Origin of the sequence: Klebsiella sp. Q11 (genome assembly GCF_964241505.1) — a bacterium.
In the GTDB taxonomy this organism is placed as follows: Bacteria; Pseudomonadota; Gammaproteobacteria; order Enterobacterales; family Enterobacteriaceae; genus Klebsiella; species Klebsiella michiganensis.
In genome coordinates this window covers 28,036-49,847 of the sequence record NZ_CAXSXW010000004.1, presented here as the reverse complement: position 1 = coordinate 49,847, position 21,812 = coordinate 28,036, and the positions used below count along the sequence as shown (strand labels likewise).

The window sequence follows — 21,812 nt, the reverse complement described above, 5'->3', positions numbered from 1 at the left end:
ATAAGGATAAGAGCCTATGTTCCGACACGTTAAGCAGCTTCAGTATACCGTAAGGGTCGCCGAGCCGAATCCGGGACTGGCGAACCTCCTTCTGGAACAATTCGGCGGGCCCCAGGGCGAACTGGCCGCCGCATGCCGGTATTTTACTCAGGGCCTGAGCGATGACGATCCGGGCCGTAAAGATATGCTGATGGACATAGCCACCGAAGAGCTGAGCCACCTTGAAATTATCGGCTCGCTGGTTGGCATGCTCAATAAAGGGGCCAAAGGCGCCCTGGCGGAAGGCGTGGAAAACGAAGCCGACCTGTACCGCTCGCTTACCGCTAACGGTAACGACAGCCATATCACCTCTTTGCTATATGGCGCAGGCACGCCGCTGACCAACTCCGCCGGGGTGCCCTGGACCGCCGCCTATATTGATACGATTGGTGAGCCAACCGCGGATTTACGCTCCAACGTAGCGGCCGAGGCGCGAGCCAAAATCATCTATGAGCGCCTGATCAACGTCACTGATGATCCCGGAGTCAAGGATGCGCTGGCCTTTCTGATGACCCGGGAAGCCGCTCATCAGCTCTCTTTCGAAAAAGCGCTCCAGTCCATCAGAAACAACTATCCGCCGGGGAAATTACCGCCCGTCAATGAATACGCCAGCACCTACTACAATATGTCAGAGGGCGACGACATTCGCGGTAGCTGGAATAGCGATCGGCACTTTGAGTATGTGGCGAATCCCCAGCCTGCAGTTGACGGCGGAGACGGAGGCGTCAGCGTCAAGCTAAGTGCCGAGCAGCAGGCGCTGGTTAAAGCCATGGCGGAACGAACCCAATCCGACCCGGATGGCGATCCTCTTACCGGCGCAGAGCTCGGCGCAGGCAAGAAGAAGCCCTAATCCTCAATAACCTGCTGTTAATCACTTCCCCCTGCTCAATTCGGGGGGTTGTTCTGTGATGGGGTCCGGAATATGTTTGAACTCGACGCGTTTAATCTGGCTCGGCTGCAGTTCGCATTTACCGTCTCTTTTCATATCCTTTTTCCGGCGATTACCATCGGACTGGCCAGCTATCTGGTGGTGCTGGAGGGGATGTGGCTGCGGACAAAAGATGACGTCTGGCGCTCATTGTATAATTTCTGGCTGAAAATTTTTGCCGTTAATTTCGGGATGGGCGTGGTTTCAGGCCTGGTCATGGCTTATCAATTCGGCACCAACTGGAGCGGTTTCTCACAGTTTGCCGGTAGCATTACCGGCCCCCTGCTGCTTTACGAAGTGCTCACCGCCTTTTTTCTCGAAGCCGGTTTCTTAGGCGTTATGCTCTTTGGCTGGAACAAAGTTCCTCCCGGTCTGCACTTCTTCACCACCTGCATGGTGGCGCTGGGCACGCTGATGTCAACCTTCTGGATCCTCGCATCAAATAGCTGGATGCAGACGCCGCAGGGTTTTACCATTGAAAACGGTCATGTCATTCCCCAGGACTGGCTGGCGATTATCTTTAACCCTTCTTTCCCCTATCGTCTGTCCCATATGGCGATTGCCGCTTTTCTCAGCAGCGCGATGTTCGTCGGCGCCTCCGCCGCCTGGCATCTTCTGCGGGGCAATGATACGCCGGCCATACGTAAAATGTTTTCCATGGCGATGTGGATGGCCCTGCTGGTCGCGCCGGTTCAGGCTATCGTTGGCGATATGCACGGGCTCAACACGCTTGAACATCAGCCGGCAAAAATCGCTGCCATAGAAGGCCACTGGGAGAACAAACCCGGAGAAGCCACCCCGCTGCTGCTGTTTGGCGTGCCCGATATGGATGAAGAGCGCACCAAATACGGGCTGGAAATCCCTGCGCTTGGCAGCCTGATCCTCACCCATAGCCTGAACAAGCAGGTCCCGGCGCTGAAAGATTTTCCGCCGCAGAATCGGCCAAACTCCCTTATCGTCTTCTGGTCTTTCCGCATCATGGTCGGCATGGGCGTGTTGATGATTACCCTCGGCGTATGGAGCCTGTGGCTTCGCTACCGGCAGCGTCTTTTTCACTCCCGCGCCTTTCAGTGGTTTGCGCTGGCGATGGGGCCGGCGGGGCTGCTGGCGCTGCTGGCCGGCTGGATCACGACCGAAGCGGGACGCCAGCCCTGGGTCATCTATGGTTTATTACGCACCCGGGATGCGGTCTCTCTCCACAGCACAGCGCAAATGATCGTCAGCCTGCTGGTCTTTTTCGTGGTGTACTGTTCGGTGTTTGGCGTAGGTTATTACTACATTATCCGGCTGATTCAGAAAGGGCCTCAGCCCGTCAGCGAATTGACATCGACAACCTCCGGTACGCCGGCTCGCCCCCTTTCCGCCGCAGAGGCCGTGCCTGAAGAGGAGACTCGCTAATGGGCATCGATATCCCCGTTATCTGGTTTGTCATCATAGTGTTTGCCACGCTGATGTATATCGTTATGGACGGCTTCGATCTCGGCATCGGAATCGTCTTCAGCTTTGTGCCCAACGCCAACGAGCGCGACGTGATGATGAACAGCGTCGCCCCGGTTTGGGACGGCAATGAGACATGGCTTGTGCTGGGCGGCGCGGGGCTATTCGGCGCCTTTCCGCTGGCGTACGCCGTCATCACCGATGCGCTAACGATTCCGCTCACCGCCATGTTAATTGGACTGATCTTTCGCGGCGTCGCCTTCGAATTTCGTTTTAAGGCCACCCCCTCTCATCAAAAATTCTGGGATTACTCATTTGTGGGCGGCTCGTTGTTGGCCACCTTTAGCCAGGGGATAGTCGTGGGCGCGGTCATCAGCGGCTTTGAGGTTGCCGACCGCAGGTTCATCGGCTCAGCGCTGGACTGGCTGACGCCCTTTAGCCTGTTCTGCGGCTTAGGGCTGGTGGTGGCTTATACGCTCCTCGGCACCACCTGGCTTATCATGAAAAGCGAAGGCGCGCTGCAGCAGCGCATGCGTGAGCTGACCCGCCACACGCTTCTGGCACTGATGGCGGTCATCGCCGTGGTCAGCGTCTGGACGCCGCTGGGCTGGCCGTCCGTTGCTCAACGCTGGTTTACCCTGCCTAATTTCTACTGGTTTGTGCCCGTTCCCATTCTGGTACTCGTCTTTAGCCTGTGGATCTGGCGCCTGAGCGCTCATCCCGCGAGCCACGCCCGCCCTTTCCTCCTGACGCTTGGGCTTATTTTTCTCGGCTTCAGCGGCCTGGGCATCAGTCTGTGGCCCAATATCATCCCTCCGCATATCACGCTGTGGGAAGCCTCCGCGCCGCCGGCCAGCCAGCTATTTATGCTGGTAGGAACCCTGCTTATCATTCCGGTGATTTTGGTTTACACCGCATGGAGCTACTACGTATTCCGCGGCAAAGTTTCCGGAAATGAAGGCTATCACTGAGGTGGGCTATGGCTGACTGGCATACGCGGGCCATTATCTATCAGATTGATTCAGCGCTGTTTTACGATCTTAACGGCGATGGCTGCGGCGATATCGCCGGGATCGCGGCGAAGCTGCGCTATATTCGCCGGCTGGGCGCGACGGTGATCTGGATAACGCCCTTCTACCTGACGCCGTTTCTGGATGAGGGTTACGATGTCAGCGACCATCTGCAGGTCGATCCGCGATTTGGTCAACTGGCTGATATCATTGCTTTTATCGAGCAGGCCCGCGAATTAGGCATGCAGGTTATTATTGAATTGCTGATCCAGCATACCTCCGACGCTCACCCCTGGTTTCAACAAGCGCGGCGCAGCCGTCGCTCGCCGTTCCGCGACTATTATCTGTGGGCAGATAGCGATGATGACGATACGCCGCCCATGTTTCCCGGCGTCGAAGAGAGCATCTGGTCGTGGGATGACGAAGCCGGGCAATATTTTCGCCATATGTTTTACCGCCATGAACCCGATCTCAATCTGGCCTCTCCCGCGGTGATCAAAGAGGTCGAAAACATCGTTATCTTTTGGCTGAAGCTGGGGGTTTCCGGCTTTCGTCTGGATGCCGCCTCGCATTTGACGAAACAGGCCGGACGCGGCGAGGAGAAACGCGGGCTATGGCTCCTGGAACATCTGCGTCGGCTGGTTGAACGACATAATCCGCAGGCCATACTGCTCGGCGAAGTCGACGTTGAGGTGGCGCAGTATCGCGACTATTTTGGCGATAATAACCGACTTAATATGGTACTTAACTTCTGGCTGAACAAATATTTTTACGTCAGCCTCGCCAGCCAGAGCGCCCGCCCGCTGATCGACGCCATCAAGAAAATGGTGGTGCCTCCTGACGCCTGCTGCTTCGCAAACTGGCTGCGCAACCACGATGAACTGGATCTTGAAGGGATCGGTAATAAGAACAAGCGGACCGTGCTGGATGCCTTCGCGCCGGATAAGGAGATGAACGTTTATCAGCGCGGTATTCGCCGTCGGCTGGCGCCCATGCTGAACGGCGACCGGCGGCGGCTGGCGTTCTGCCATGCCGTGCTTTTTTCGCTGCCTGGCGTACCGATCATGCGCTACGGGGATGAGATCGGCATGGGTGACGACCTGGCGCTGGAAGAGCGCTACGCGGTGCGTACGCCGATGCAGTGGGCCGGTTCAGCGGGCGGCGGCTTCTCCGCAGCCGATCCGCAGACGTTTGTGGCACCCATGATCGACCGGGGACCGTTTCGCTATCAGAAAGTCAACGTCGCGGATTCCCTGCTGCACCGCCATTCTCTCCTGCACCGTATTATTGATATCGCCAATACGCGGTCAGAATTTCCGGAAATCGCCGTTGCGCCTTTCCGCATCATTAGCACCGATCGGCAGGCGATTCTCGGGATCTGCTACGATGACCACGAGCGCAGCGTTATCGCCTTTCTTAATTTCAGTGATAAACCGCTGCGTTTTACCGCGAAAGGGATCTATGCGGCGGTGTGGACGCCCTGCCTGGCCGACAAAACCTACGCGGACGCGCTCACTCCCGGTAAGCACGCTAAGCTGGAGATTAGCGCATATGGCTATCGATGGTTCTGGACCAACAGTAGCGCGCTGCGTTAGCGTTTTTTACGCGAGATGAACCATTTTGCTAAAAGTACCCCCGCCGCTGCCGCGCCGCCCAGCAGCGCTTTTCCCGGCACGCCGGAAGTGATGGCGGTTGCGCGATATTTCGCCTCAGAGGAAAAACGCCCGTGCGTTTTATGCAATCCGCTGACCGGCTGTTCGAGATAGTCCTGACGGTCGTCGGCATTCAAGCGCCGGGTCATTTGCCCTTCCCACGCTTTTTTGACCATCAGCCGGTCAAGGAAGCCCGGGAAAAGAAATTGCCCAATAATGGACTGAATCGTGCTGCTCCCTACCCAGAGTTCGCGTACGGGCCGGCGCGCGACGTTGAAGATAGCCTGGGCGGCCACTTCCGGCTGAAATACGGGCGGCACCGGGCGCATCGCCCAGGCAAACTTATTGCGCGCCCACTCGAACTGCGGCGTATTCAGCCCCGGCATCTGTACCATCGCAATACTCACGCCGCTATTCTCATGCATCAGCTCCGTACGTACCGCATCGGTAAAACCCCGAATCGCGGCCTTTGCCCCGCAGTAGGCGGACTGTAGCGGAATGGAGCGATAGGCGAGCGCGGAGCCAACCTGGATAATCACTCCGCGATCGCGGGGCGTCATCAGCGCCAGCGCGGCGCGAGTCCCGTTGACGTAGCCGAGGTAGGTGACCTCGGTTACCCGTCTAAATTCGTCGTGGGTCATCGCTCTGAAAGGCGCCAGCACCGCACACATCGCGTTATTGACCCATACCTCGATAGCTCCGAGCCGATTTTCGATTTCGCCGGCGGCGGTCAAGAGCGCATCGGCATTTGCCACATCGGCCTGCACGGTATGCACCCGAACGCCGCAACGAAGGAGCTCCTGCTTCGTCGCCTCAAGGCTTCGGCCATCGCGGGCAATAATGCCGACATCATAGCCTGCCCGCGCAAAGCGCAGGGCCGTTGCTTTACCGACTCCCGCAGTACCGCCAGTGATCGCCATGACTGCCATATAAACCTCCGCAATAAAAGCGTTATGCGCTCTGCCAGCCGGGCAGTTTCTCGATGAGCATCGCCAGTGAATAGCGTACGGCTTTCTCCACAACATCCTGGCACTCGCCGGAAAACAGCGTTTTATGCGCGTCGATACTGCCGCGAAAGTTCCACGCGAACCAGACGGTCCCCGCAGGGGTCCCGTCATCGCCGCCGTCCGGCCCCGCATATCCGCTAATGGCGATACTGATATCCGCCCCGGAACGCTCCAGCGCGCCGGTGGACATCTCTTCAACGGTCTGCCGACTGACGGCGCTATATTTTTCCAGCGTTGAGGCGTTGACGTCGAGAAGCTGCTGTTTCGCCCGATCGCTAAAAGTGATTAAACCAATATCGTAGAATGCGGCTGTATCCGCTTCCGCGCACAGCGCTGCCGCCAGGCTACCGCCGGTGCAGGATTCCGCGGTGGTTAAGCGTAAACGACGGTCAATCAGCGCGCTGGCGACCTGTTTAGTCAGCTCACCGGTGGTTTTCGCCTGGTTATAAGGGTTATTTGACATAAAAAGACCTTTTTAACTCTCAGCAGGAATAATAGAAATGTGGCCATTCCGTTCCAGTATGGCATATTTGATTTTACTTAATTCCGTAATACCCTGATTCTGCCGCGCGGCGACCAGAATATCATCACAGGAGACGTCCACTTTTTTCAGCTTGTCAATTAACGGCACGCCATTTTCGACTAAAATCACCGGGCAACCATCAAGCGCTGACTCTGCGCCAGCGGAATATTTCTTCATTAATCCGAAAAGCATATCCACGACCACCAGCGTCATAATCGTCAGCATTGCGCCGGTCACCGAAAAATCGTTCCCCAGCAGCGCCTGCTGGGTAGCCTCGCTGATAATAAGTAATAAAATCAGATCAAAGCTGGTCATTTGTAATAGCGCCCGGCGGCCGGCGATTTTAAACACCACCAGCAAAATTAAATATATCGCTAACGCACGCAAGACCATCTCCATCGCATCCTCCTAAGGATAAATAAATTGCCAGAAGCGGATTTCGGTTTCGCCGTTTAGCTGCAAAGAGTGGTTCAACTTACCTGGGCGGGTGGGCGTAACGTAGAGCCATATAGAAAAATTATTCATGCTTTTCAGATCATTATAGACCAGAAAGAGCCGGTCGTTCTGACTGTACATCCTGTCTGGCCGGGGCCAGATACTGCCAGGTTCAAAAGAAGAGGTAAAATCACCGCCAAGGCTAAAAATATATTTATCCGCGACCCGCGGATGGGCGGTAATCTTTAGCCTGAATTCAGTTTGCAAACGACCGAAGCGGTCATAGGCCACCGTCAAATTGCGCTGCGCAGTTGTTTTTTCGGCAGTGCTAAAATATCCTCCAGAAAAGAGTCCCAAAAGGGCTGCCAGTATGATCGCCAATAATATTCCGAGGCCTATCTGGCGGGCAGCGCATTCAAAATTAAGAAAAAATTCGTTCTCTTTAATCCCGGGCAGCCTCTCTTTTTCACTTGCCATTTTTCACCTCACCGTTGCGCTTATTATCGGGGCGCCAGTTTAAGAAATAGCAACCCGGCTTAATATGTCAAGTTCGACGCGCCAAGCCGGATTAATAGCAAAACGGGACATCTCGCTTGTTATTCGTTGAGCATCTCCCCCGCATCCATCCGGAGGAAGATGTTTCCATTTAGCGCGGCGGGTGCACGGATGTTGTCTCGAGCTTAGGCCGTTGACCGCGACAACATCCGTACCGCTCAGCAGGCGTGTCGTTAACTTTATTGTGAGTCAGGTCATGTTTTATAAAAATGAGGTTGACCCGGCTCCTGCGCGAAAATATTTTATGCCCATGTGATATCGATTTCATAAAAACCATGGCAACCATAAAAGACGTCGCTGTAAAAGCCGGCCTGTCGGTCACGACGGTATCCCGCTTCCTGAACAATCATCCTTATATCTCTGAAGATAAAAAGGAAAAAATCCTCGCGGCCATGAAAGAGCTGGATTACGAGCCGAGCACCGTCGCACAGCAGATGCGCGGGGTGAAAACCCACCGGATTGGCGTGCTTATCTCAAGGATAACCAACCCTTTTTTTGCCAGCCTGGTCGACGCCCTTGAAGTTACGGCACGAAAAAACGGCTATTCGGTGCTGATCGTCCAGAACCACAATAGCGCGGGCGAAGAAGAAAACTGTCTCGATCTGCTGAAGAAAAAAATCATCGACGGGCTGATCTTATGCGCCGTTGAGAGTGACAAAGACGTCATTGAGCAATATCAGAAATATGGCCCTATCCTGCTGTGCAACACCAGCATAGATAATACCACTTTGCCCGTCGTCAGAATGAACGATGAACTGGCAACCTATAACGCCGTCAGCTGGCTGCTTAACAAAGGGTATAAAAAAATCGCCTACTCCACCGGTGGCGCATTCCAGCAAAAGGGCCACGGCAGCAGAAGGAACCGCGGCTTTATTGCCGCTATGCAAGACGGACAGCAGGCGGTTAACGAGCGGTTTATTTTTCGTCATGTCCACACCTGGCGCGACGGGCAGCGCCTGGCTGAGCAAATTCTGCAGATGACGAAAAGCGAACGTCCCGATGCGATTTTCGCCGGCAGCGATGAGGTCGCCTGCGGCCTGATTTCCGCGCTATCGGCCCACGGCGTCAGCGTTCCCGGCGAACTGGCGGTCATGGGCTTTGATAACCTTCCCGTGGCGGAGATGGTGCATATTCCGCTCACTACCGTTAGCCAGCCCATTGAGCAGCTGGGCCGCATCTCTGTAGAACGCCTGCTGTCCCTGATCAACCACACGCAGTATCGCTATGACGAGGAAGACCTGAAATCGGAACTGGTTATCAGAGCCTCGGCGTAATTTTTTTTCACTCAATATGGTATCGATTTCATACTCAGGAGAAATGATGAATCAATCACAACAAAGCGCATGGTGGAAAGAATCGGTTATTTATCAGGTGTACCCAAAAAGCTTCTATGACAGCAATAACGATGGCGTTGGCGATATCCCGGGTATTATCGCTAAACTGCCGTATCTGAAAACGCTGGGCATCACCCTGATTTGGGTCTCGCCGTTCTACCGCTCGCCGGGAGCAGATAACGGCTACGATATCGCGGACTACTATGCGGTGAATCCCGATTTAGGCCAGATGCAGGACGTTGATAACCTGATTAAACAGGCTGGCGAGCTGGGCATTGAGGTAATGGTCGACCTGGTGGTTAACCATACCAGCGATGAACACCCCTGGTTTCAGGCCGCGCTGGCCGACCCTCAATCGAAATATCGTGATTATTACATCTTTAAACCCGCCGCGGCGGGCGGCGCGCCCAATAACTGGCGATCGATTTTTGGCGGCAGCGCGTGGGAAAAAGTCGCTGGCGAGGAGTGCTACTATCTGCACGTTTTTCATAAAAAGCAGCCGGATCTCAACTGGGAAAACCCGCAGTTGCGCGAGGAAATCTACGCCATGATTAACTGGTGGCTGGATAAAGGCATCGCCGGTTTTCGCATCGATGCAATTACCTTTATTAAAAAAGATCAGGACTACGCCTCTCTGCCCGCAGACGGTATTGATGGTCTGGCATCGATTAAAGCGAAATCGCGCAACCGTCCGGGCATCGAGCGCTTTCTCCATGAGCTAAAAGAGCGCACTTTCCGTCGTCACCGCTGCGTAACCGTGGGCGAAGCGCCGGGCGTGCCTCTGGAAGAGTACGACAGCTATATTGGGCCAGACGGCTACTTTAATATGATTTTCGATTTTCACGCCGCCGATATTGATGTCGAAAACGGTTCTGAATGGTTTAAGCAGCGCGACTGGAACGTTCGCGAATTCAGGGAGGCGCTATTTGCCAGCCAACGGACCTTTTGCCAGGCCGGCTGGGGAACGACGTTTATTGAAAACCACGACCAGCCCCGCGCGCTGTCCAAGCTTATCCGCGACGCGGATTATCAAAATGACATCGGTGCCAAAGCGCTGGCCGCGATGTACTTCTTTATGGCCGGAACGCCGTTTATTTATCAGGGCCAGGAGCTGGGGATGAAAAATTTCCGCCGACAATCGATCGCGGAATTTGACGATATTTCCAGTATTGATAACTACCACCGCGCCCTGGCGGAAGGTTTCTCTGAACAGCAGGCGTTAGGCTTTATCAACCAGCGCTCGCGGGACAATTCGCGAACGCCCTTTCCGTGGTCAGATAGCGCCAACGGCGGATTTAACCGGGGCGCGCGGCCCTGGCTGGCGTTTTCCGCAGCCGACTTCAGCGTCAACGCGCAAAGCCAGATAAACGATGCGGATTCAGTATTCGCGTTTTACCAGAAGATGATCGCCTTGCGAAATAAGCACTATCCGCAAACGCTGATCTATGGTTCATTCGCCGCCATAGAAGACGTTGACGATCGCATCATTGCCTACGAACGGAGAACGGCGACCGCGCGTTTTATCTCGATAACCAATTTAAGCGCACAGCCTCTGCCCTTTACGCTCCCGGCGGGTGAGATTGTCCTCAATAATTATGCCAACGCTGAGACTCCCCTGAAACCCTATCAAACCCTTCTCGTTAAGGAATGAGTCAAATATGAACAACTATAAAAATATCGCCGTTGAGATCGTGAATATCATCGGCAAGGGAAATATTGCCTCAGCCACCCACTGCGCCACCCGTTTACGTTTGCAGGTAAAAGATCGACAGAAAATTGATGACGATAAAATCCGCAATATTAGCGAAGTCAAAGGCGTATTTTTTAATGCTGGCCAGTATCAGATAATCCTCGGAACCGGGATCGTCAATAAGGTTTACCAGGCGTTTGTTAACGAATTCCAGGTGGCCGAAATCAGCAAGGATGAAATGACGAAGCAGAGTACGGGCCGGTTACAGCGGGGAATTCGCAATTTATCGGACGTGTTTGTGCCGATTGTCCCGGTACTCGGGGCCACCGGCCTGTTTCTCGGCCTGAAGGGGGTCATTTTTAACGATACCGTCCAGGCGTGGTTTGGCGGCAGCGTTCATCAGGTTCCGGTGGCGCTGCAAACGCTGACCACGGTGCTTTGCGACACCGCTTTCGCCTTTCTGGCGGCGTTTATTTGCTGGTCGGCGTTTAAGAAATTTGGCGGTACGCCAATAATCGGCTTCTTAATCGGCCTGATGCTGGTCTCCCCCGCGCTGCCGAACGCCTATGACGTGGCGTACGGCAACAGCAGCCCGATTTATGTATTGGGTTTTATTCCTCTGGTCGGCTATCAGGGGTCTATTCTGACCGCCCTGGTCACCGGCATTATCGGCGCTAAGCTGGAAATTTTTTTCCGCCGGGTGATGCCCAACTCGATGGATCTGATTTTTACGCCGTTTATCGTCATCCTGATTGCGGTGGCCATCGCTTTACTGGTTTTAGGGCCGCTGGTGCATGCATTTGAACATTATGCCGTGATGGCTATTCAGCAATTTCTGACGTTGCCTGCGGGTATTGGCGGTCTGTTAATCGGCTTCATCTATCCCATTGCCGTGATGACCGGGATGCATCATATGTTTATTATGATTGAAACCTCGCTGATTGCCGGTACCGGGTTTAATCCATTAATTACGGTGTGCGCGATGTACGGTTTTGCCAACGCCGCCGTATGTCTGGCTATTTCACTAAAGGCGAAAAATATCGCGTTTAAAACCGCCGGGATTTCCGCGACCATTACTCAGCTATTAGGCGTTTCGGAACCGGCTTTATTCGGTATCGTGATGCAATCCGGGCTACGGGCGATAATGGTGATGCTCACCAGCTCGGCGCTGGGCGGCATGGTGCTGTCGCTATTGTCGATAAAAGCGAACTCATACGGTCTGGCGGTCCTGCTGTCGCCGCTGATGTATCTCTACGATCGCTATCAGTTTGTTACCTATATTACCGTCGGACTCGCGGTCTTTATTTTTGCCTTTATTATCACGTTCATTTTTGTCAAAACCGATAAAGCGACCAAAGAGGCCTGAAAAAAATAAAGCCCAACTATTAATTTAACACCCCAATAAACATCCCATTTTAATGGCACAGTAACCTGTGCTCTGCGCCCGCGCGTCCAGAGCACAGCTACCCCTGTACAGGTATTAATGATGAAAGCCTATATGCTTACGCTCTGCGCGCTGGCTTTGCCAGCATCCGCCGCTGCGGCGGATACGACCCTGAATGAAATTAACGCCCGACTCGAAAGGCTTGAGGCCGAATTAAAACAGTCGCGCATCCAATTACAGGATGCGACGCGAAAAATAGACGCTGCGGAAAAAAGAGCGGCCAGCGCCGAAAAAAACGCGGCGCGCGCGCAAGAAAGATTACAGTTTGTCGAACAGCAAACCGAGCAAGACCTGGCGCGAATAAAAAGTAAACCGTCGCAGCCTCTTATCGCACAAGAGAAGGATCGGGAGATTAAATTCGGCGGCTACGCGCGCAGCGGAATATTGACCAGCAAAGGCACCACCAGCACCGTAGGCCCCTCTCTGACGCCTGCGGGCAGTACCGGCGGCAGCGTCGGGCGCCTGGGCAATGAATCAGATACCTACGTAACCGCCGATATCAACTACCGGCGAAAATATGATAATAACAGCCAGCTGCGTTATTACATGAAAATCGCCGAGTGGGATAAAACGTATAATACCGACAGTTCATTCAACGGTCAGATGAACGTACGGCAGGCGTTTGTCGAAATGAGCGATATGCCTTCGTTTAGCGGCGCATTTAAACAGGCCACGCTGTGGGCCGGCAAGCGTGAAGACCGGGATAACTTTGATATTCACTGGCTTGATTCCGATATGATGAATTTAATCGGTACCGGCGCCGGTATTTATGACGTGAACTTGTGGGGCGATATCAAAACCAATCTCGCCGTATACGGGCGTAATTTCAACGATATCGATACGATGGACAACGTTGACTATAACAACATGACCGGCGCGGATAACACCTATATTCAAAACTACACCTTCTCGCTGAATAACCGGCTGGACAGCTGGCAGTGGATGCTCAACGGGTTATACTCGCAGGACAACGATAAACGCATTAACGATGGCCTGGCGTCGGATAAAGCGGCCTCGCAGGGGTTCAACACCATGCTGGCGTACCATGGCGACAGCTTCTACGGCCTACGTCCCGGCAGTACCAAAACGGCCCTGCTTTATGGCCGCGCGCTGGGAGCGGAGGTTCGCGGCCCGGGCTCCGACGGCTATCTGATAAACCCGGCATGGACCGTCAAGTTTGCCTCTTACGGGACAACGTCCCTCACCGACAGGCTGAGCTTCGCGCCGCTGATCGTCGCCCAAAGCAGCAATAGCCGCTATATCGATTCAGACCATTACGACTGGGTGACCCTGAACGCGAGAATAATTCAGCAGATTAATCAGAACTTCGCCCTGCAGTACGAAACCAGCTATCAGTATATGGATATCGATCCGAAAGGCTTTAATGGCAACAGAGCTGCCAGCGGCAGCTATTACAAGCTGACGTTTGCTCCTACTTTCAAGATGCAGAACGTGACGGACTTCTTTGAACGCCCGGAAATCCGCTTTTTTGCCACCTGGATGCGCTGGGACAAATCGCTGGATGACTACTCCTCGACGGACACCTTCGGCAGTGCCGGATACCATAGCGCGGGGACGCTATTCTTCGGCGCCCAGCTCGAAACCTGGTTCTGAAAGCCTGCCTCTTTGACTAACCCCGAGGAAGAGGCGCGCCAGCAATTGGCCCTCTTCCTCATTTTGAACCACAATTATTGGGCCAGATTTCCGTTACCCGGAAATGATCTATCGTGGAGCTTTTCAACTGGCGGAAGGCCACCGACAACAAATGTGATAACAACAACGGCGGGTCAGTCATTATGAAGAAAATTGCCATTATCGGCGCAGGTCCAACCGGAATTTATACCCTGTTCTCATTACTCAAACAGGGCGAGCCGCTGGACGTCTCAATTTACGAGCAGGCCGAGGAAGCGGGCGTGGGCATGCCCTACAGCGATGAAGAGAATTCGCGCATGATGCTGGCCAATATCGCCAGCATTGAAATCCCCCCCATTCAGAGCACCTATCTCGACTGGCTGAAAGCCCAGAGCCGGACCCGCCTTGCGCGCTATGGCGTGGATTACGACGCTTTGCACGATCGTCAATTTTTACCGCGCATCCTGCTGGGTGAATACTTTCGCGACCAGTTTCTTGCGCTGGTCGGAGAGGCCAGGGAGCAGGGTTTTCGCATCCGGGTCAATGAGTCCTGCCGGGTCAGCGACCTGCAGGCGACCGAAGAAGGGGTCAGACTGTGGGTTGAGGATGAGCCGGTCGCCGAAGCCTTTGACCTCGCGGTGATCGCCACCGGACACGTCTGGCCCGATGAAGAAGAGTCGACCCGCACCTGGTTTCCCAGCCCGTGGTCTGGCCTCATGGAGGCCAGCATTCCCCCTTGCCGGGTGGGCATTATGGGCACCTCGCTAAGCGGAATTGACGCCGCGATGGCCGTCGCCGTCCAGCACGGTCGGTTTATCGGGTCCGACGATGACGCCCTCGCCTTCAGGCTGGACGAGGCAAGCGAGGCGCTAAGCATCGCGCTGATGTCGCGCTCCGGCATTCTGCCGGAAGCGGATTTTTACTGTCCTATTCCCTGGGAGCCGCTGAGCATCGTCAGCGAAAGCGCGATGGAGCAAGCCATCGCCGCGGGCAGCGACGGTCTGCTCGATCGCGTCTTTGAGCTGGTGGCGCAGGAAATCACGCTTGCCGACCCCCTATGGAGCGAAAATATCGCCCTTCACAGCCTTAACGCCGACAGCTTCAGCGAGGCGTGGTTTGCTAAACGCCAGCAGCATAATCCGTTCCACTGGGCGCTGGATAACCTTGAAGAGGTTGAGCGCAACAAACGCGCGCGATATACGGTTCCCTGGCGCTACGCGATCCTGCGGCTGCATGAAGCCGTTCAGGCGATGGTGCCTCACCTAAATGACCATGACCGGGAGCGTTTCAAAAATGGTCTTGCGCGGGTCTTTATCGACTGCTATGCCGCCATTCCTTCAGAGTCTATCCGCCGGCTGCTGGCGCTGCGCGAAGCGGGCGTCATCAGTATTCTCGCCTTAGGGCATGACTATGAGATGGCGGTAGAGCAGGAAAAAACGGTGATTACCAGCGAACAAAATCGCTATACGTTTGATGTATTTATTGATGCCAGAGGGCAAAAGCCGCTGAAAAATAAAGATCTTCCCTTCCCGCATTTAAGGGAGCAGCTGCTGGCGACCGGAGAAGAGATTCCTGAGGTCGGAGACGACTATACGTTGCGGGAACCGCCCGAAGTACGCGGGCGCATCGCGTTCGCCGCCATTCCCTGGCTGATGCACGACCAGCCTTTCGTTCAGGGTATCACCGCCTGCGCGGAGATCGGCGCGGCGATAGCGAAAGCGATATCCCAGCCGGCAAGCCGCTCGCGCAGGCGTTTATCCCCGCTCGATCTTTAGGAAAGAAAAATAGCCGCCCGTTGACGGGCGGCTATTTTTAACGCTTTTCAGGCTGGGGATGCCAGGGATCTTTTTTATGATCTTCGCTGTCGTCTCTTTTACGCGGCACTTCCCCCTGCTCGCGCGGGTCCTCTTTCGACGGATGACGGCCCCGCTTATCCGGGTCGGCTGGATGCTGTACGGACATCAATTCCTCCTGCTTGAGCGGTTATTTCTGGATCCGGTCCACCCGCACTACCGGCGGCGTCATTTTTTTATCGAGGCTGCCGTTGATGCTGATCATCTGATCGGGCTTCACTTCGCGGCCATCAAAAACCGCGGCGGGGATAATCACTGCGATGGTGTCGGTTTTATCGCGAAAGCTATAGCGGTCGTTACCGTGCTGCTCGATAAGATTGCCGCGTAATGAGATGGTTGCCCCATCGTGCATTTCCAGGGCCTGGCGCACGGTCATAATTCGTCCGTCCTCCGTCCCGCGGTAGCCATCGTCAATTTTATGCGGCGGCGGCGGAGCGGCATCTTTTTTAAATCCCCCGTCGTCCGCGGCATAAACGCCCTGAGCCATCAGCGCACAGAAAATAACGGGCAGTAATTTTTTCATCAACCATACCTCCGGCATATTTTTGTCTTGTCTTAATAAGTCTGGTTGCTGATGTTCATTTTCACAAGTTCCGTACCTGATGAGTCGCCCGGGAAATATTTTTAACGACTTCACCGCCCGCGTAAATATGCGCGCCGGACAGCATTAAAAAGGCGCTAAATATACCGTCAGGCTTGCGATAGAATAATCCTAAAATGCCAAACGCCGCTGGTGCCTCTCATTTTGAAAAGTTTCCCGGCAATCAGTAAATTACCGATGGGAGAGGAATCAAAGCGCCAAAATTATAACAGCGAAGCCGTTCAATTATTCTTCAATATTCCACGGCAGGCTGACCAGGCAACTACGCTTACTCTTTTAACACGAGGAGGTCAGTATGAGCGACAACGCTAACAATACCGCGAAGTATCCCCGTCCCCCCTTTGTTGACCAGCCGCAATCGCCTCCGGGTCTTGCCGAAGAGATGAAGCCGCAGCCGGATCACGGTGAGCTGAGCTATGTCGGTTCCGGTCGGCTCGCCGGTAAACGCGCCCTGATTACCGGCGGCGATTCCGGGATTGGGCGCGCGGTCGCGATCGCCTTCGCCCGCGAAGGCGCCGATGTGGCGATAAACTATCTGCCGGAAGAGGAGTCCGATGCGGAAACCGTGATTGCCCTGATTCAGGCCGAAGGACGTACAGCCGTCGCGATTCCGGGAGATGTGCGCGACGAATCCTTCTGCGAAACCCTGGTGGAACAGGCCGCCAGCGAACTCGGCGGGCTGGATATTCTGGTCAATAACGCCGGACGCCAGCAATATTGCGAATCACTGGAAGAACTCACTACCGCCGACTTTGACGCCACCTTCAAAACCAACGTTTATGCGGCCTTCTGGATCACCAAAGCCGCCCTGCGACATCTTAAAGAACACAGCGTGATTATTAATACTTCATCCGTCCAGGCCTTTAAGCCGAGCCCCATCCTGCTGGACTACGCGCAAACCAAAGCCTGCCTGGTGGCGTTCACGAAATCGCTGGCCAAACAGCTGGGGCCGAAGGGTATCCGGGTAAACGCGGTCGCCCCCGGTCCCTACTGGACGGTGCTGCAGTCAAGCGGCGGCCAGCCGGATGAGAAGGTGCGTCAGTTCGGCGCCGATACGCCGCTGGGGCGTCCCGGGCAGCCGGTAGAGATTGCGCCGCTGTACGTTACCCTTGCCTCTGATGCCTGCTCCTTCACCTCCGGCCAGGTATGGTGCTCCGACGGCGGCGACGGCGTGCTGTAAATCCCGCGCGGCGGCGCGCCTCTCAGCGGTGCGCCGTCGTCTTAAGACAGGCGAGGTATTTCTGCGCTGAGTCCAGAACGATCTGCCGGGCATTTTTGGGGACGTTCTGCCCCTTAAAGGCGCCGTACAGCGCCCCGAAAGGCGTATCGCCCAGACGTTCAACGATCTTCTCCACGCTCGCGGCCGCCAACGGCAGCAAATTGGGATAGCTCCACATAAACGAAACGGCGCGCGCCCCCGGCGTCACCTGGATAATATCGCCCGCCAGCATAATACCGTCATCTTTCGCCCAGTGCAGAACGGTTCCTCCGGCGAAATGGCCGCCCAGGCGCAGCAGCCGCACCGCCGGGAGGATCTCCAGCACATCTCCTTCCCATAGCGTGATGGCCGGGCTATCGCGCATAATCCATTCGCGATCGCTGGCGTGGAGATATATTCGCGCATTAAAGGCGTCGGCCCAGTCCTGCATCGTGGTGTAGTAATGAGGATGGGAGATGGCGATCGCGTTTATCCCGCCCAGGGCGGTAATCAGCGTTTTGCTGGCGGCATCAAGATTGGCGATGCAGTCCCAGAGAATATTCCCCTGCGGCGTGAGCAGCAGAAACGCGCGCTGATCGATTGCAAATTTCGGTACCGTCCTGACGCTCAACAGCCGATCGTTATGCTGCTGCCACGTATTCGTATGCGTCTCGGTCAGATCGTCTGGCTTGATCCAGACCTGCCCGCTGGCCGGGACGTACTGGCGTTCATCCTCACAGATACGACAATGGTTCAGGGTGTTGCCGCGATCGTCATAAGACGTCCCGCAGGTTGCGCACAGCTTAATCATCACTTCTCCTTAAGAAATCATTCAGGAAGCCGTAATGAGTATGGCAGACAGGAAATTTATGGCAGGAGGTGAGCATCTCAGGGCTTCCGTGCCCTGAAAGAGAAGTTTATTCGAAATAAACGTCAGGGTTTTCCGACAGCGACACAAAGGTTTTGCTGTTTTTATCCAGCGCGCGAATGTCACCGCTTTCAATATCGTAGAACCAGCCGTGCAGACGCAACGTGCTATCCCGCAGACCCACGGCAACCGACGGGTGGGTTTTAATATTGTTCAGCTGGGCGATAACGTTTTCCTGCACCATACCGTTGACTTTATCGGTCTCGTTGGCCCAGGTTTTCTTCTCCACGACGGCTTTCGCCGCATCGGAGTAGCGCAGCCAGTGGGACACGGCAGGCATGGGGTCCAGGCACTGGCAGGTGGCGATGGCTTTCATCGCGCCGCAGTTGGAGTGGCCGCAAATGACGATATCGGTCACGCCCAGGGCCACGACGGCATACTCGATCGTCGCGGAAACCCCGCCCGGCTCAGGACCGAAAGAGGGCACGATATTCCCGGCGTTACGGATCACAAACAGCTGGCCCGGCTCCTGCTGGGTCACCAGCTCCGGCACCAGGCGGCTATCGGAACAAGAGATAAACAGCGCTTTAGGATTTTGGCTGGAGGCCAGGCTGCGGAAGAGCTCTTTACGTTGCGGGAAAATCTCTTTCTGGAAGTTGAGGAAGCCCTCAATGATATGTTGCATAGCAGTGTCTCTTTTCTCTGTTTTAATGACGATATGACAAAGATCACATTTAGCCAGTTTATCACCGACGCGCGAAATGGGAATCGTTATTCGAACAGGCGATGAAACATCGCGCCGTAAAGTCGGGTGACAGCACGCTAAAGATTGTTTATTTTTTGACGGTGAAACAATCATGAGCGGGAGCCGGATGCGACTTTAGCGCTCAACATCAACCAGGAGCGTTTATGTTTTTATCCAGCCTGATGGCCATTGCCGCCGTACTCATTATGGGCGTGATCAGCCCCGGCCCAAGCTTTATTTACGTGGCCCGCAACGCCGTTGCGCGCTCAAGGATGCATGGTCTGGTCACCGCGCTGGGAACCGGGACGGGGGCGGCTATCTTTTCGATTATGGCCATGATGGGGCTGCAAAAAGTGCTGACCGCGGTGCCGGAAATGTTTATTGGCCTGAAGGTCGCGGGCGGCCTCTATCTGCTCTGGCTGGGGTATAAAATCTACCGCGGCGCGGCGCAGCCGATGGATTTTGCGGCAGGCGGCATGGCGGCGGAACATTCCCTGCTGAAAACCTTCCGCGATGGCCTCTATACCCAGCTCAGCAACCCAAAAACGGCGCTGGTGTTCGCCTCTATTTTTACCGCCCTGCTGCCGGAGCGCATCCCGCTGGCCTTTTACTATATCGTGCCGCTGATGAGCTTCCTGATTGACGTCAGCTGGTATTCGCTGGTGGCCCTGGCGCTCTCTTCCGCGCGACCGCGCAGCGTCTATCTGCGCATGAAGCGTAAGATCGATATCGTCACCGCCACCGTGCTGGGCGCGCTCGGCCTGCGCCTGATTGCCACTTCGCTGTCAAAGTAGGCCAGCAAACCGTTTAAACGGTATAAATACGAATATCGTGTTCGCTAAACGCGTCGCGATATTCGCGACTGATATTCTCCTCGACCACCAGCACGTCAATGGCGCTGCTTTCGACCACCACAAAGCGCGCCACCGCAGGGATTTTGTCCGAGGTCAGGCCGACGATGATTTCGCTGCACTGTTTTATCACCGCTTTTTTAAATTCACAGTCGGCGTAGTCAAAGCCCGTCAGACCGGACTCAGGCGCCATGGCGCAGCCGCCGATAAATCCCTGATCGAAGAGCATGCCCTGAATCTGCGCCACGGCGGAGGCGCCCACGCAGCCGCCGCTGGCCCGCTGGATCTGACCGCCAAGCATCACCACGTCATACAGCGGTTTTTTGAGCAGTACGGCAGCGATCTCGGGAGAATTCGTGACCACCGTTAACGCCAGCTCCGCCGGCAGCGCTTCCGCCATCGCCAGGTTGGTGGTGCCGGTATCGATAAAAATGCAGCCGCCGGGCTTCACCAGCTTTGCGCACTTCTGCGCGATCCTGCTTTTTGTCGCCGTATTTTTTTCTTTGCGCTCGCTATAGTCCCCCGCCTCCGGCAGGGTCATCACCGCGCCGCCGTAGACCTTTTTACAGTACCCTTCGCGGCTAAGTTCATGTAAATCACGGCGAATAGTATGCTCGGAGACGTTAAGGCGGCTGGCGAGTTCGGCGCAAACCACCCTGCCGTTCTCCTGCAGGATCTGGCAAATAAGCGCTTGTCGTTGTTTAGGAAAAGCAGCATAATCGAGCACAAATAACTCCTGATAAAATCTTTATCGAGCAACAAAGTGCATGATCGTGCATTCAGACCCTGACTGTCAATACACCCTATAAAGAGGTTTGCTATGAAAATTGCCCACATCGCCCTATGGACCCGCCAGCTTGAGCAACAGGCCCGCTTTTGGGTGGCCTTCTTCGACGGCGAGATTAATGAGAAGTACTGCAGCCAAACCAACCCGGGCTTTGAGTCCTTTTTTGTCAAGATTGGCGACGGCATTGCCATTGAGCTGATGACCAAGCCGGGGCTTGTCGCGCAGACGGCGGATAACAACCACACCGGCTGGGTACACCTGGCGATTACCGTTGGCGGCGCTGAAAAGGTGGATACGCTGGCAAACCGCGCCGCCGCGCAGGGGATTCTGGTCTCGCCGCCGCGGACCACCGGCGATGGCTATTATGAAGCGGTGATTAAAGACCCCGATGGCAACCTGATTGAAATCGTCGCATAGTATCAGGCACTGACTCAACAGGAGACGCCCGTGGCCAACTATCGCGTAATCGACAAACAAAACTGGCCGCGAAAAGATCATTTTGATTTTTATCGCGGTTTTGCCAACCCCAGCTTTAATCTCTGCGTTCCTGTCGAGGCGCAGCGGCTATATGAGTGCGCGAAAGATCGCGGCGTCTCGTTTTTCCAGCTGGCGCTCTACGCCCTGGTTCGCGCGGCGAACGGGGTGCCGCAGCTGAAACAGCGGCTGCTGGGCGACGATATTATCGAATATGGCCAGCTGGCGGTAATGACGCCGGTGATGACCGCCCAGGAAGGCTTTCGCCAGGTCTGGTGCGACAACGCCGCCGATTTTGCCGCCTTCAGCCATGCCGCCACGCCGAACATTGAAGCGGCGAAACATACCGCGCCGGCGCCGCTTATCGTCAACGGCGAGAATTTCTTCTGCGCCAGCTGCCTGCCGTGGCTGCATTTCAGCGCCATCACCCACGCGGAGTATTACGTCGGCGCGGCGGTGCCCGCCCTCACCTGGGGCAAGCTGAAAAACGGCATCATCCCGGTGGCGGGAAAATTCAATCACGCCTTTGTTGACGGCCTGCACGCCAGCCGCTTCTTTGCCCGAGTCGAAGAGGGTTTCGCCGAGCCGGAGACCCTCTGGCAGGCAGAATAAATATCGTCCCTGTCATTCCCCTGCCCCGGCCTTTTCCGGGGCGGCTTCCCCTCCCTGCGCTGCTGCAAATCCAACACTCGGGTTGCCTCAGGTTGCAATTGCAGCAGCCCGCGCACTTTTCACAAAATCTATCTCAC

Annotated in this window: 22 protein-coding genes; 13 read left to right on the top strand and 9 right to left on the bottom strand. The window is 55.3% G+C overall.

The features are described from left to right. Positions 1-16: 16 nt before the first annotated feature. The 4 genes from ACESQ2_RS07350 (at position 17) to ACESQ2_RS07335 (ending at position 5,009) form a co-directional block, all read left to right on the top strand. Positions 17-889, top strand: coding sequence for a manganese catalase family protein (locus tag ACESQ2_RS07350; RefSeq protein ID WP_014229612.1), 873 nt, complete (start codon positions 17-19; stop codon positions 887-889). 72 nt (positions 890-961) lie between these two features. After that, on the top strand, positions 962-2,365 hold the full coding sequence (locus tag ACESQ2_RS07345; protein WP_049070108.1) for a cytochrome ubiquinol oxidase subunit I: 1,404 nt from the start codon (positions 962-964) through the stop codon (positions 2,363-2,365). Then, positions 2,365-3,375 carry a cytochrome d ubiquinol oxidase subunit II gene (gene cydB / locus ACESQ2_RS07340; RefSeq protein WP_046878487.1) on the top strand — a complete coding sequence of 337 codons (1,011 nt, stop codon included), beginning with the start codon at positions 2,365-2,367 and terminating at the stop codon, positions 3,373-3,375. The genes ACESQ2_RS07345 and cydB overlap by 1 nt, the downstream gene beginning before the upstream one ends. Positions 3,376-3,383: 8 nt before the next feature. Beyond that, positions 3,384-5,009, top strand: coding sequence for an alpha-amylase family protein (locus tag ACESQ2_RS07335; RefSeq protein WP_224259933.1), 1,626 nt, complete (start codon positions 3,384-3,386; stop codon positions 5,007-5,009). On the opposite strand, the gene ACESQ2_RS07330 is transcribed toward ACESQ2_RS07335, so the two are convergent. From ACESQ2_RS07330 to ACESQ2_RS07315, 4 genes are read right to left on the bottom strand one after another with little or no spacing between them, the layout of a single operon-like run. Then, entirely contained in the window at positions 5,006-5,995 is a 990-nt protein-coding gene (locus ACESQ2_RS07330; RefSeq protein ID WP_014229616.1) for an SDR family oxidoreductase, read from the bottom strand. The genes ACESQ2_RS07335 and ACESQ2_RS07330 overlap by 4 nt on opposite strands. 22 nt (positions 5,996-6,017) lie before the next feature. Beyond that, a complete protein-coding gene (locus ACESQ2_RS07325) occupies positions 6,018-6,536 on the bottom strand; it encodes a 2-oxo-tetronate isomerase (protein WP_049070105.1) in 519 nt (172 codons plus the stop codon). Between the two features lie 12 nt (positions 6,537-6,548). Beyond that, positions 6,549-6,995 carry a DUF421 domain-containing protein gene (locus tag ACESQ2_RS07320; RefSeq protein WP_025105847.1) on the bottom strand — a complete coding sequence of 149 codons (447 nt, stop codon included), beginning with the start codon at positions 6,993-6,995 and terminating at the stop codon, positions 6,549-6,551. Positions 6,996-7,004: 9 nt separating this feature from the next. Next, positions 7,005-7,508 (bottom strand): hypothetical protein, encoded by a 504-nt coding sequence (locus ACESQ2_RS07315; protein ID WP_049070104.1) that lies wholly within the window; start codon positions 7,506-7,508, stop codon positions 7,005-7,007. Between the two features lie 353 nt (positions 7,509-7,861). Between ACESQ2_RS07315 and ACESQ2_RS07310 the strand changes: the two genes are divergently transcribed. The 5 genes from ACESQ2_RS07310 (at position 7,862) to ACESQ2_RS07290 (ending at position 15,461) form a co-directional block, all read left to right on the top strand. Next, on the top strand, positions 7,862-8,860 hold the full coding sequence (locus ACESQ2_RS07310; protein ID WP_004851570.1) for a LacI family DNA-binding transcriptional regulator: 999 nt from the start codon (positions 7,862-7,864) through the stop codon (positions 8,858-8,860). Positions 8,861-8,903: 43 nt separating this feature from the next. Next, the gene (locus ACESQ2_RS07305; protein ID WP_239659188.1) at positions 8,904-10,571 is read left to right on the top strand and encodes an alpha-glucosidase; all 1,668 of its coding nucleotides are present in this window, start codon (positions 8,904-8,906) and stop codon (positions 10,569-10,571) included. A 7-nt stretch (positions 10,572-10,578) separates the two neighbouring features. Then, positions 10,579-11,976 carry a PTS transporter subunit EIIC gene (locus ACESQ2_RS07300; protein WP_049070102.1) on the top strand — a complete coding sequence of 466 codons (1,398 nt, stop codon included), beginning with the start codon at positions 10,579-10,581 and terminating at the stop codon, positions 11,974-11,976. A gap of 117 nt (positions 11,977-12,093) precedes the next feature. Next, positions 12,094-13,668 (top strand): carbohydrate porin, encoded by a 1,575-nt coding sequence (locus ACESQ2_RS07295; protein WP_049070101.1) that lies wholly within the window; start codon positions 12,094-12,096, stop codon positions 13,666-13,668. Positions 13,669-13,850: 182 nt separating this feature from the next. Next, positions 13,851-15,461, top strand: coding sequence for an FAD-NAD(P)-binding protein (locus ACESQ2_RS07290; RefSeq protein WP_032719255.1), 1,611 nt, complete (start codon positions 13,851-13,853; stop codon positions 15,459-15,461). Positions 15,462-15,498: 37 nt separating this feature from the next. Here the strand turns inward: ACESQ2_RS07290 and ACESQ2_RS07285 are convergent, their stop codons facing one another. Next, a complete protein-coding gene (locus tag ACESQ2_RS07285) occupies positions 15,499-15,648 on the bottom strand; it encodes a hypothetical protein (protein WP_004851580.1) in 150 nt (49 codons plus the stop codon). A gap of 21 nt (positions 15,649-15,669) precedes the next feature. Beyond that, positions 15,670-16,062: a YdeI family stress tolerance OB fold protein gene (locus ACESQ2_RS07280; protein ID WP_025105854.1), complete on the bottom strand. Its 393-nt coding sequence runs from the start codon at positions 16,060-16,062 to the stop codon at positions 15,670-15,672. Between the two features lie 373 nt (positions 16,063-16,435). On the opposite strand from ACESQ2_RS07280, the gene ACESQ2_RS07275 reads away from it, so the two are divergent. Continuing rightward, positions 16,436-17,320, top strand: coding sequence for an SDR family oxidoreductase (locus ACESQ2_RS07275; protein ID WP_064377232.1), 885 nt, complete (start codon positions 16,436-16,438; stop codon positions 17,318-17,320). 22 nt (positions 17,321-17,342) lie between these two features. On the opposite strand, the gene ACESQ2_RS07270 is transcribed toward ACESQ2_RS07275, so the two are convergent. Both ACESQ2_RS07270 and ACESQ2_RS07265 read right to left on the bottom strand, forming a co-directional pair. Next, positions 17,343-18,149: an MBL fold metallo-hydrolase gene (locus ACESQ2_RS07270; RefSeq protein WP_286116115.1), complete on the bottom strand. Its 807-nt coding sequence runs from the start codon at positions 18,147-18,149 to the stop codon at positions 17,343-17,345. Between the two features lie 106 nt (positions 18,150-18,255). Next, positions 18,256-18,891 (bottom strand): carbonic anhydrase, encoded by a 636-nt coding sequence (locus tag ACESQ2_RS07265; protein ID WP_004119381.1) that lies wholly within the window; start codon positions 18,889-18,891, stop codon positions 18,256-18,258. A gap of 224 nt (positions 18,892-19,115) precedes the next feature. Here ACESQ2_RS07265 and ACESQ2_RS07260 point away from each other — a divergent pair, with 224 nt between their 5' ends. Further along, positions 19,116-19,745, top strand: a complete 630-nt coding sequence (locus ACESQ2_RS07260; RefSeq protein WP_160740434.1) for a LysE family translocator — start codon at positions 19,116-19,118, stop codon at positions 19,743-19,745. Between the two features lie 13 nt (positions 19,746-19,758). Here ACESQ2_RS07260 and ACESQ2_RS07255 read toward each other — a convergent pair whose 3' ends face one another. Next, positions 19,759-20,529: a DeoR/GlpR family DNA-binding transcription regulator gene (locus ACESQ2_RS07255; protein ID WP_004851588.1), complete on the bottom strand. Its 771-nt coding sequence runs from the start codon at positions 20,527-20,529 to the stop codon at positions 19,759-19,761. 93 nt (positions 20,530-20,622) lie between these two features. Here ACESQ2_RS07255 and ACESQ2_RS07250 point away from each other — a divergent pair, with 93 nt between their 5' ends. Continuing rightward, complete coding sequence (locus ACESQ2_RS07250) at positions 20,623-21,006, top strand: VOC family protein (RefSeq protein ID WP_025105857.1); 384 nt, start codon at positions 20,623-20,625, stop codon at positions 21,004-21,006. Positions 21,007-21,036: 30 nt separating this feature from the next. Continuing rightward, the gene (locus tag ACESQ2_RS07245) at positions 21,037-21,675 is read left to right on the top strand and encodes a CatA-like O-acetyltransferase, family 1 (RefSeq protein WP_046878495.1); all 639 of its coding nucleotides are present in this window, start codon (positions 21,037-21,039) and stop codon (positions 21,673-21,675) included. Positions 21,676-21,812 lie beyond the last annotated feature (137 nt).

Excerpts from the sequence above, each read along its gene's own strand:
- ACESQ2_RS07295 (WP_049070101.1), top strand. The coding sequence starts at position 12,094 with ATGATGAAAGCCTATATGCTTACGCTCTGCGCGCTGGCTTTGCCAGCA.
- ACESQ2_RS07350 (WP_014229612.1), top strand. The coding sequence starts at position 17 with ATGTTCCGACACGTTAAGCAGCTTCAGTATACCGTAAGGGTCGCCGAG.
- ACESQ2_RS07330 (WP_014229616.1), bottom strand. The coding sequence starts at position 5,995 with ATGGCAGTCATGGCGATCACTGGCGGTACTGCGGGAGTCGGTAAAGCA.
- ACESQ2_RS07305 (WP_239659188.1), top strand. The coding sequence starts at position 8,904 with ATGATGAATCAATCACAACAAAGCGCATGGTGGAAAGAATCGGTTATT.
- cydB (WP_046878487.1), top strand. The coding sequence starts at position 2,365 with ATGGGCATCGATATCCCCGTTATCTGGTTTGTCATCATAGTGTTTGCC.
- ACESQ2_RS07250 (WP_025105857.1), top strand. The coding sequence starts at position 20,623 with ATGAAAATTGCCCACATCGCCCTATGGACCCGCCAGCTTGAGCAACAG.
- ACESQ2_RS07275 (WP_064377232.1), top strand. The coding sequence starts at position 16,436 with ATGAGCGACAACGCTAACAATACCGCGAAGTATCCCCGTCCCCCCTTT.
- ACESQ2_RS07270 (WP_286116115.1), bottom strand. The coding sequence starts at position 18,149 with ATGATTAAGCTGTGCGCAACCTGCGGGACGTCTTATGACGATCGCGGC.
- ACESQ2_RS07280 (WP_025105854.1), bottom strand. The coding sequence starts at position 16,062 with ATGAAAAAATTACTGCCCGTTATTTTCTGTGCGCTGATGGCTCAGGGC.
- ACESQ2_RS07260 (WP_160740434.1), top strand. The coding sequence starts at position 19,116 with ATGTTTTTATCCAGCCTGATGGCCATTGCCGCCGTACTCATTATGGGC.
- ACESQ2_RS07290 (WP_032719255.1), top strand. The coding sequence starts at position 13,851 with ATGAAGAAAATTGCCATTATCGGCGCAGGTCCAACCGGAATTTATACC.
- ACESQ2_RS07345 (WP_049070108.1), top strand. The coding sequence starts at position 962 with ATGTTTGAACTCGACGCGTTTAATCTGGCTCGGCTGCAGTTCGCATTT.
- ACESQ2_RS07335 (WP_224259933.1), top strand. The coding sequence starts at position 3,384 with ATGGCTGACTGGCATACGCGGGCCATTATCTATCAGATTGATTCAGCG.
- ACESQ2_RS07285 (WP_004851580.1), bottom strand. The coding sequence starts at position 15,648 with ATGTCCGTACAGCATCCAGCCGACCCGGATAAGCGGGGCCGTCATCCG.
- ACESQ2_RS07320 (WP_025105847.1), bottom strand. The coding sequence starts at position 6,995 with ATGGAGATGGTCTTGCGTGCGTTAGCGATATATTTAATTTTGCTGGTG.
- ACESQ2_RS07265 (WP_004119381.1), bottom strand. The coding sequence starts at position 18,891 with ATGCAACATATCATTGAGGGCTTCCTCAACTTCCAGAAAGAGATTTTC.
- ACESQ2_RS07315 (WP_049070104.1), bottom strand. The coding sequence starts at position 7,508 with ATGGCAAGTGAAAAAGAGAGGCTGCCCGGGATTAAAGAGAACGAATTT.
- ACESQ2_RS07325 (WP_049070105.1), bottom strand. The coding sequence starts at position 6,536 with ATGTCAAATAACCCTTATAACCAGGCGAAAACCACCGGTGAGCTGACT.
- ACESQ2_RS07310 (WP_004851570.1), top strand. The coding sequence starts at position 7,862 with ATGGCAACCATAAAAGACGTCGCTGTAAAAGCCGGCCTGTCGGTCACG.
- ACESQ2_RS07300 (WP_049070102.1), top strand. The coding sequence starts at position 10,579 with ATGAACAACTATAAAAATATCGCCGTTGAGATCGTGAATATCATCGGC.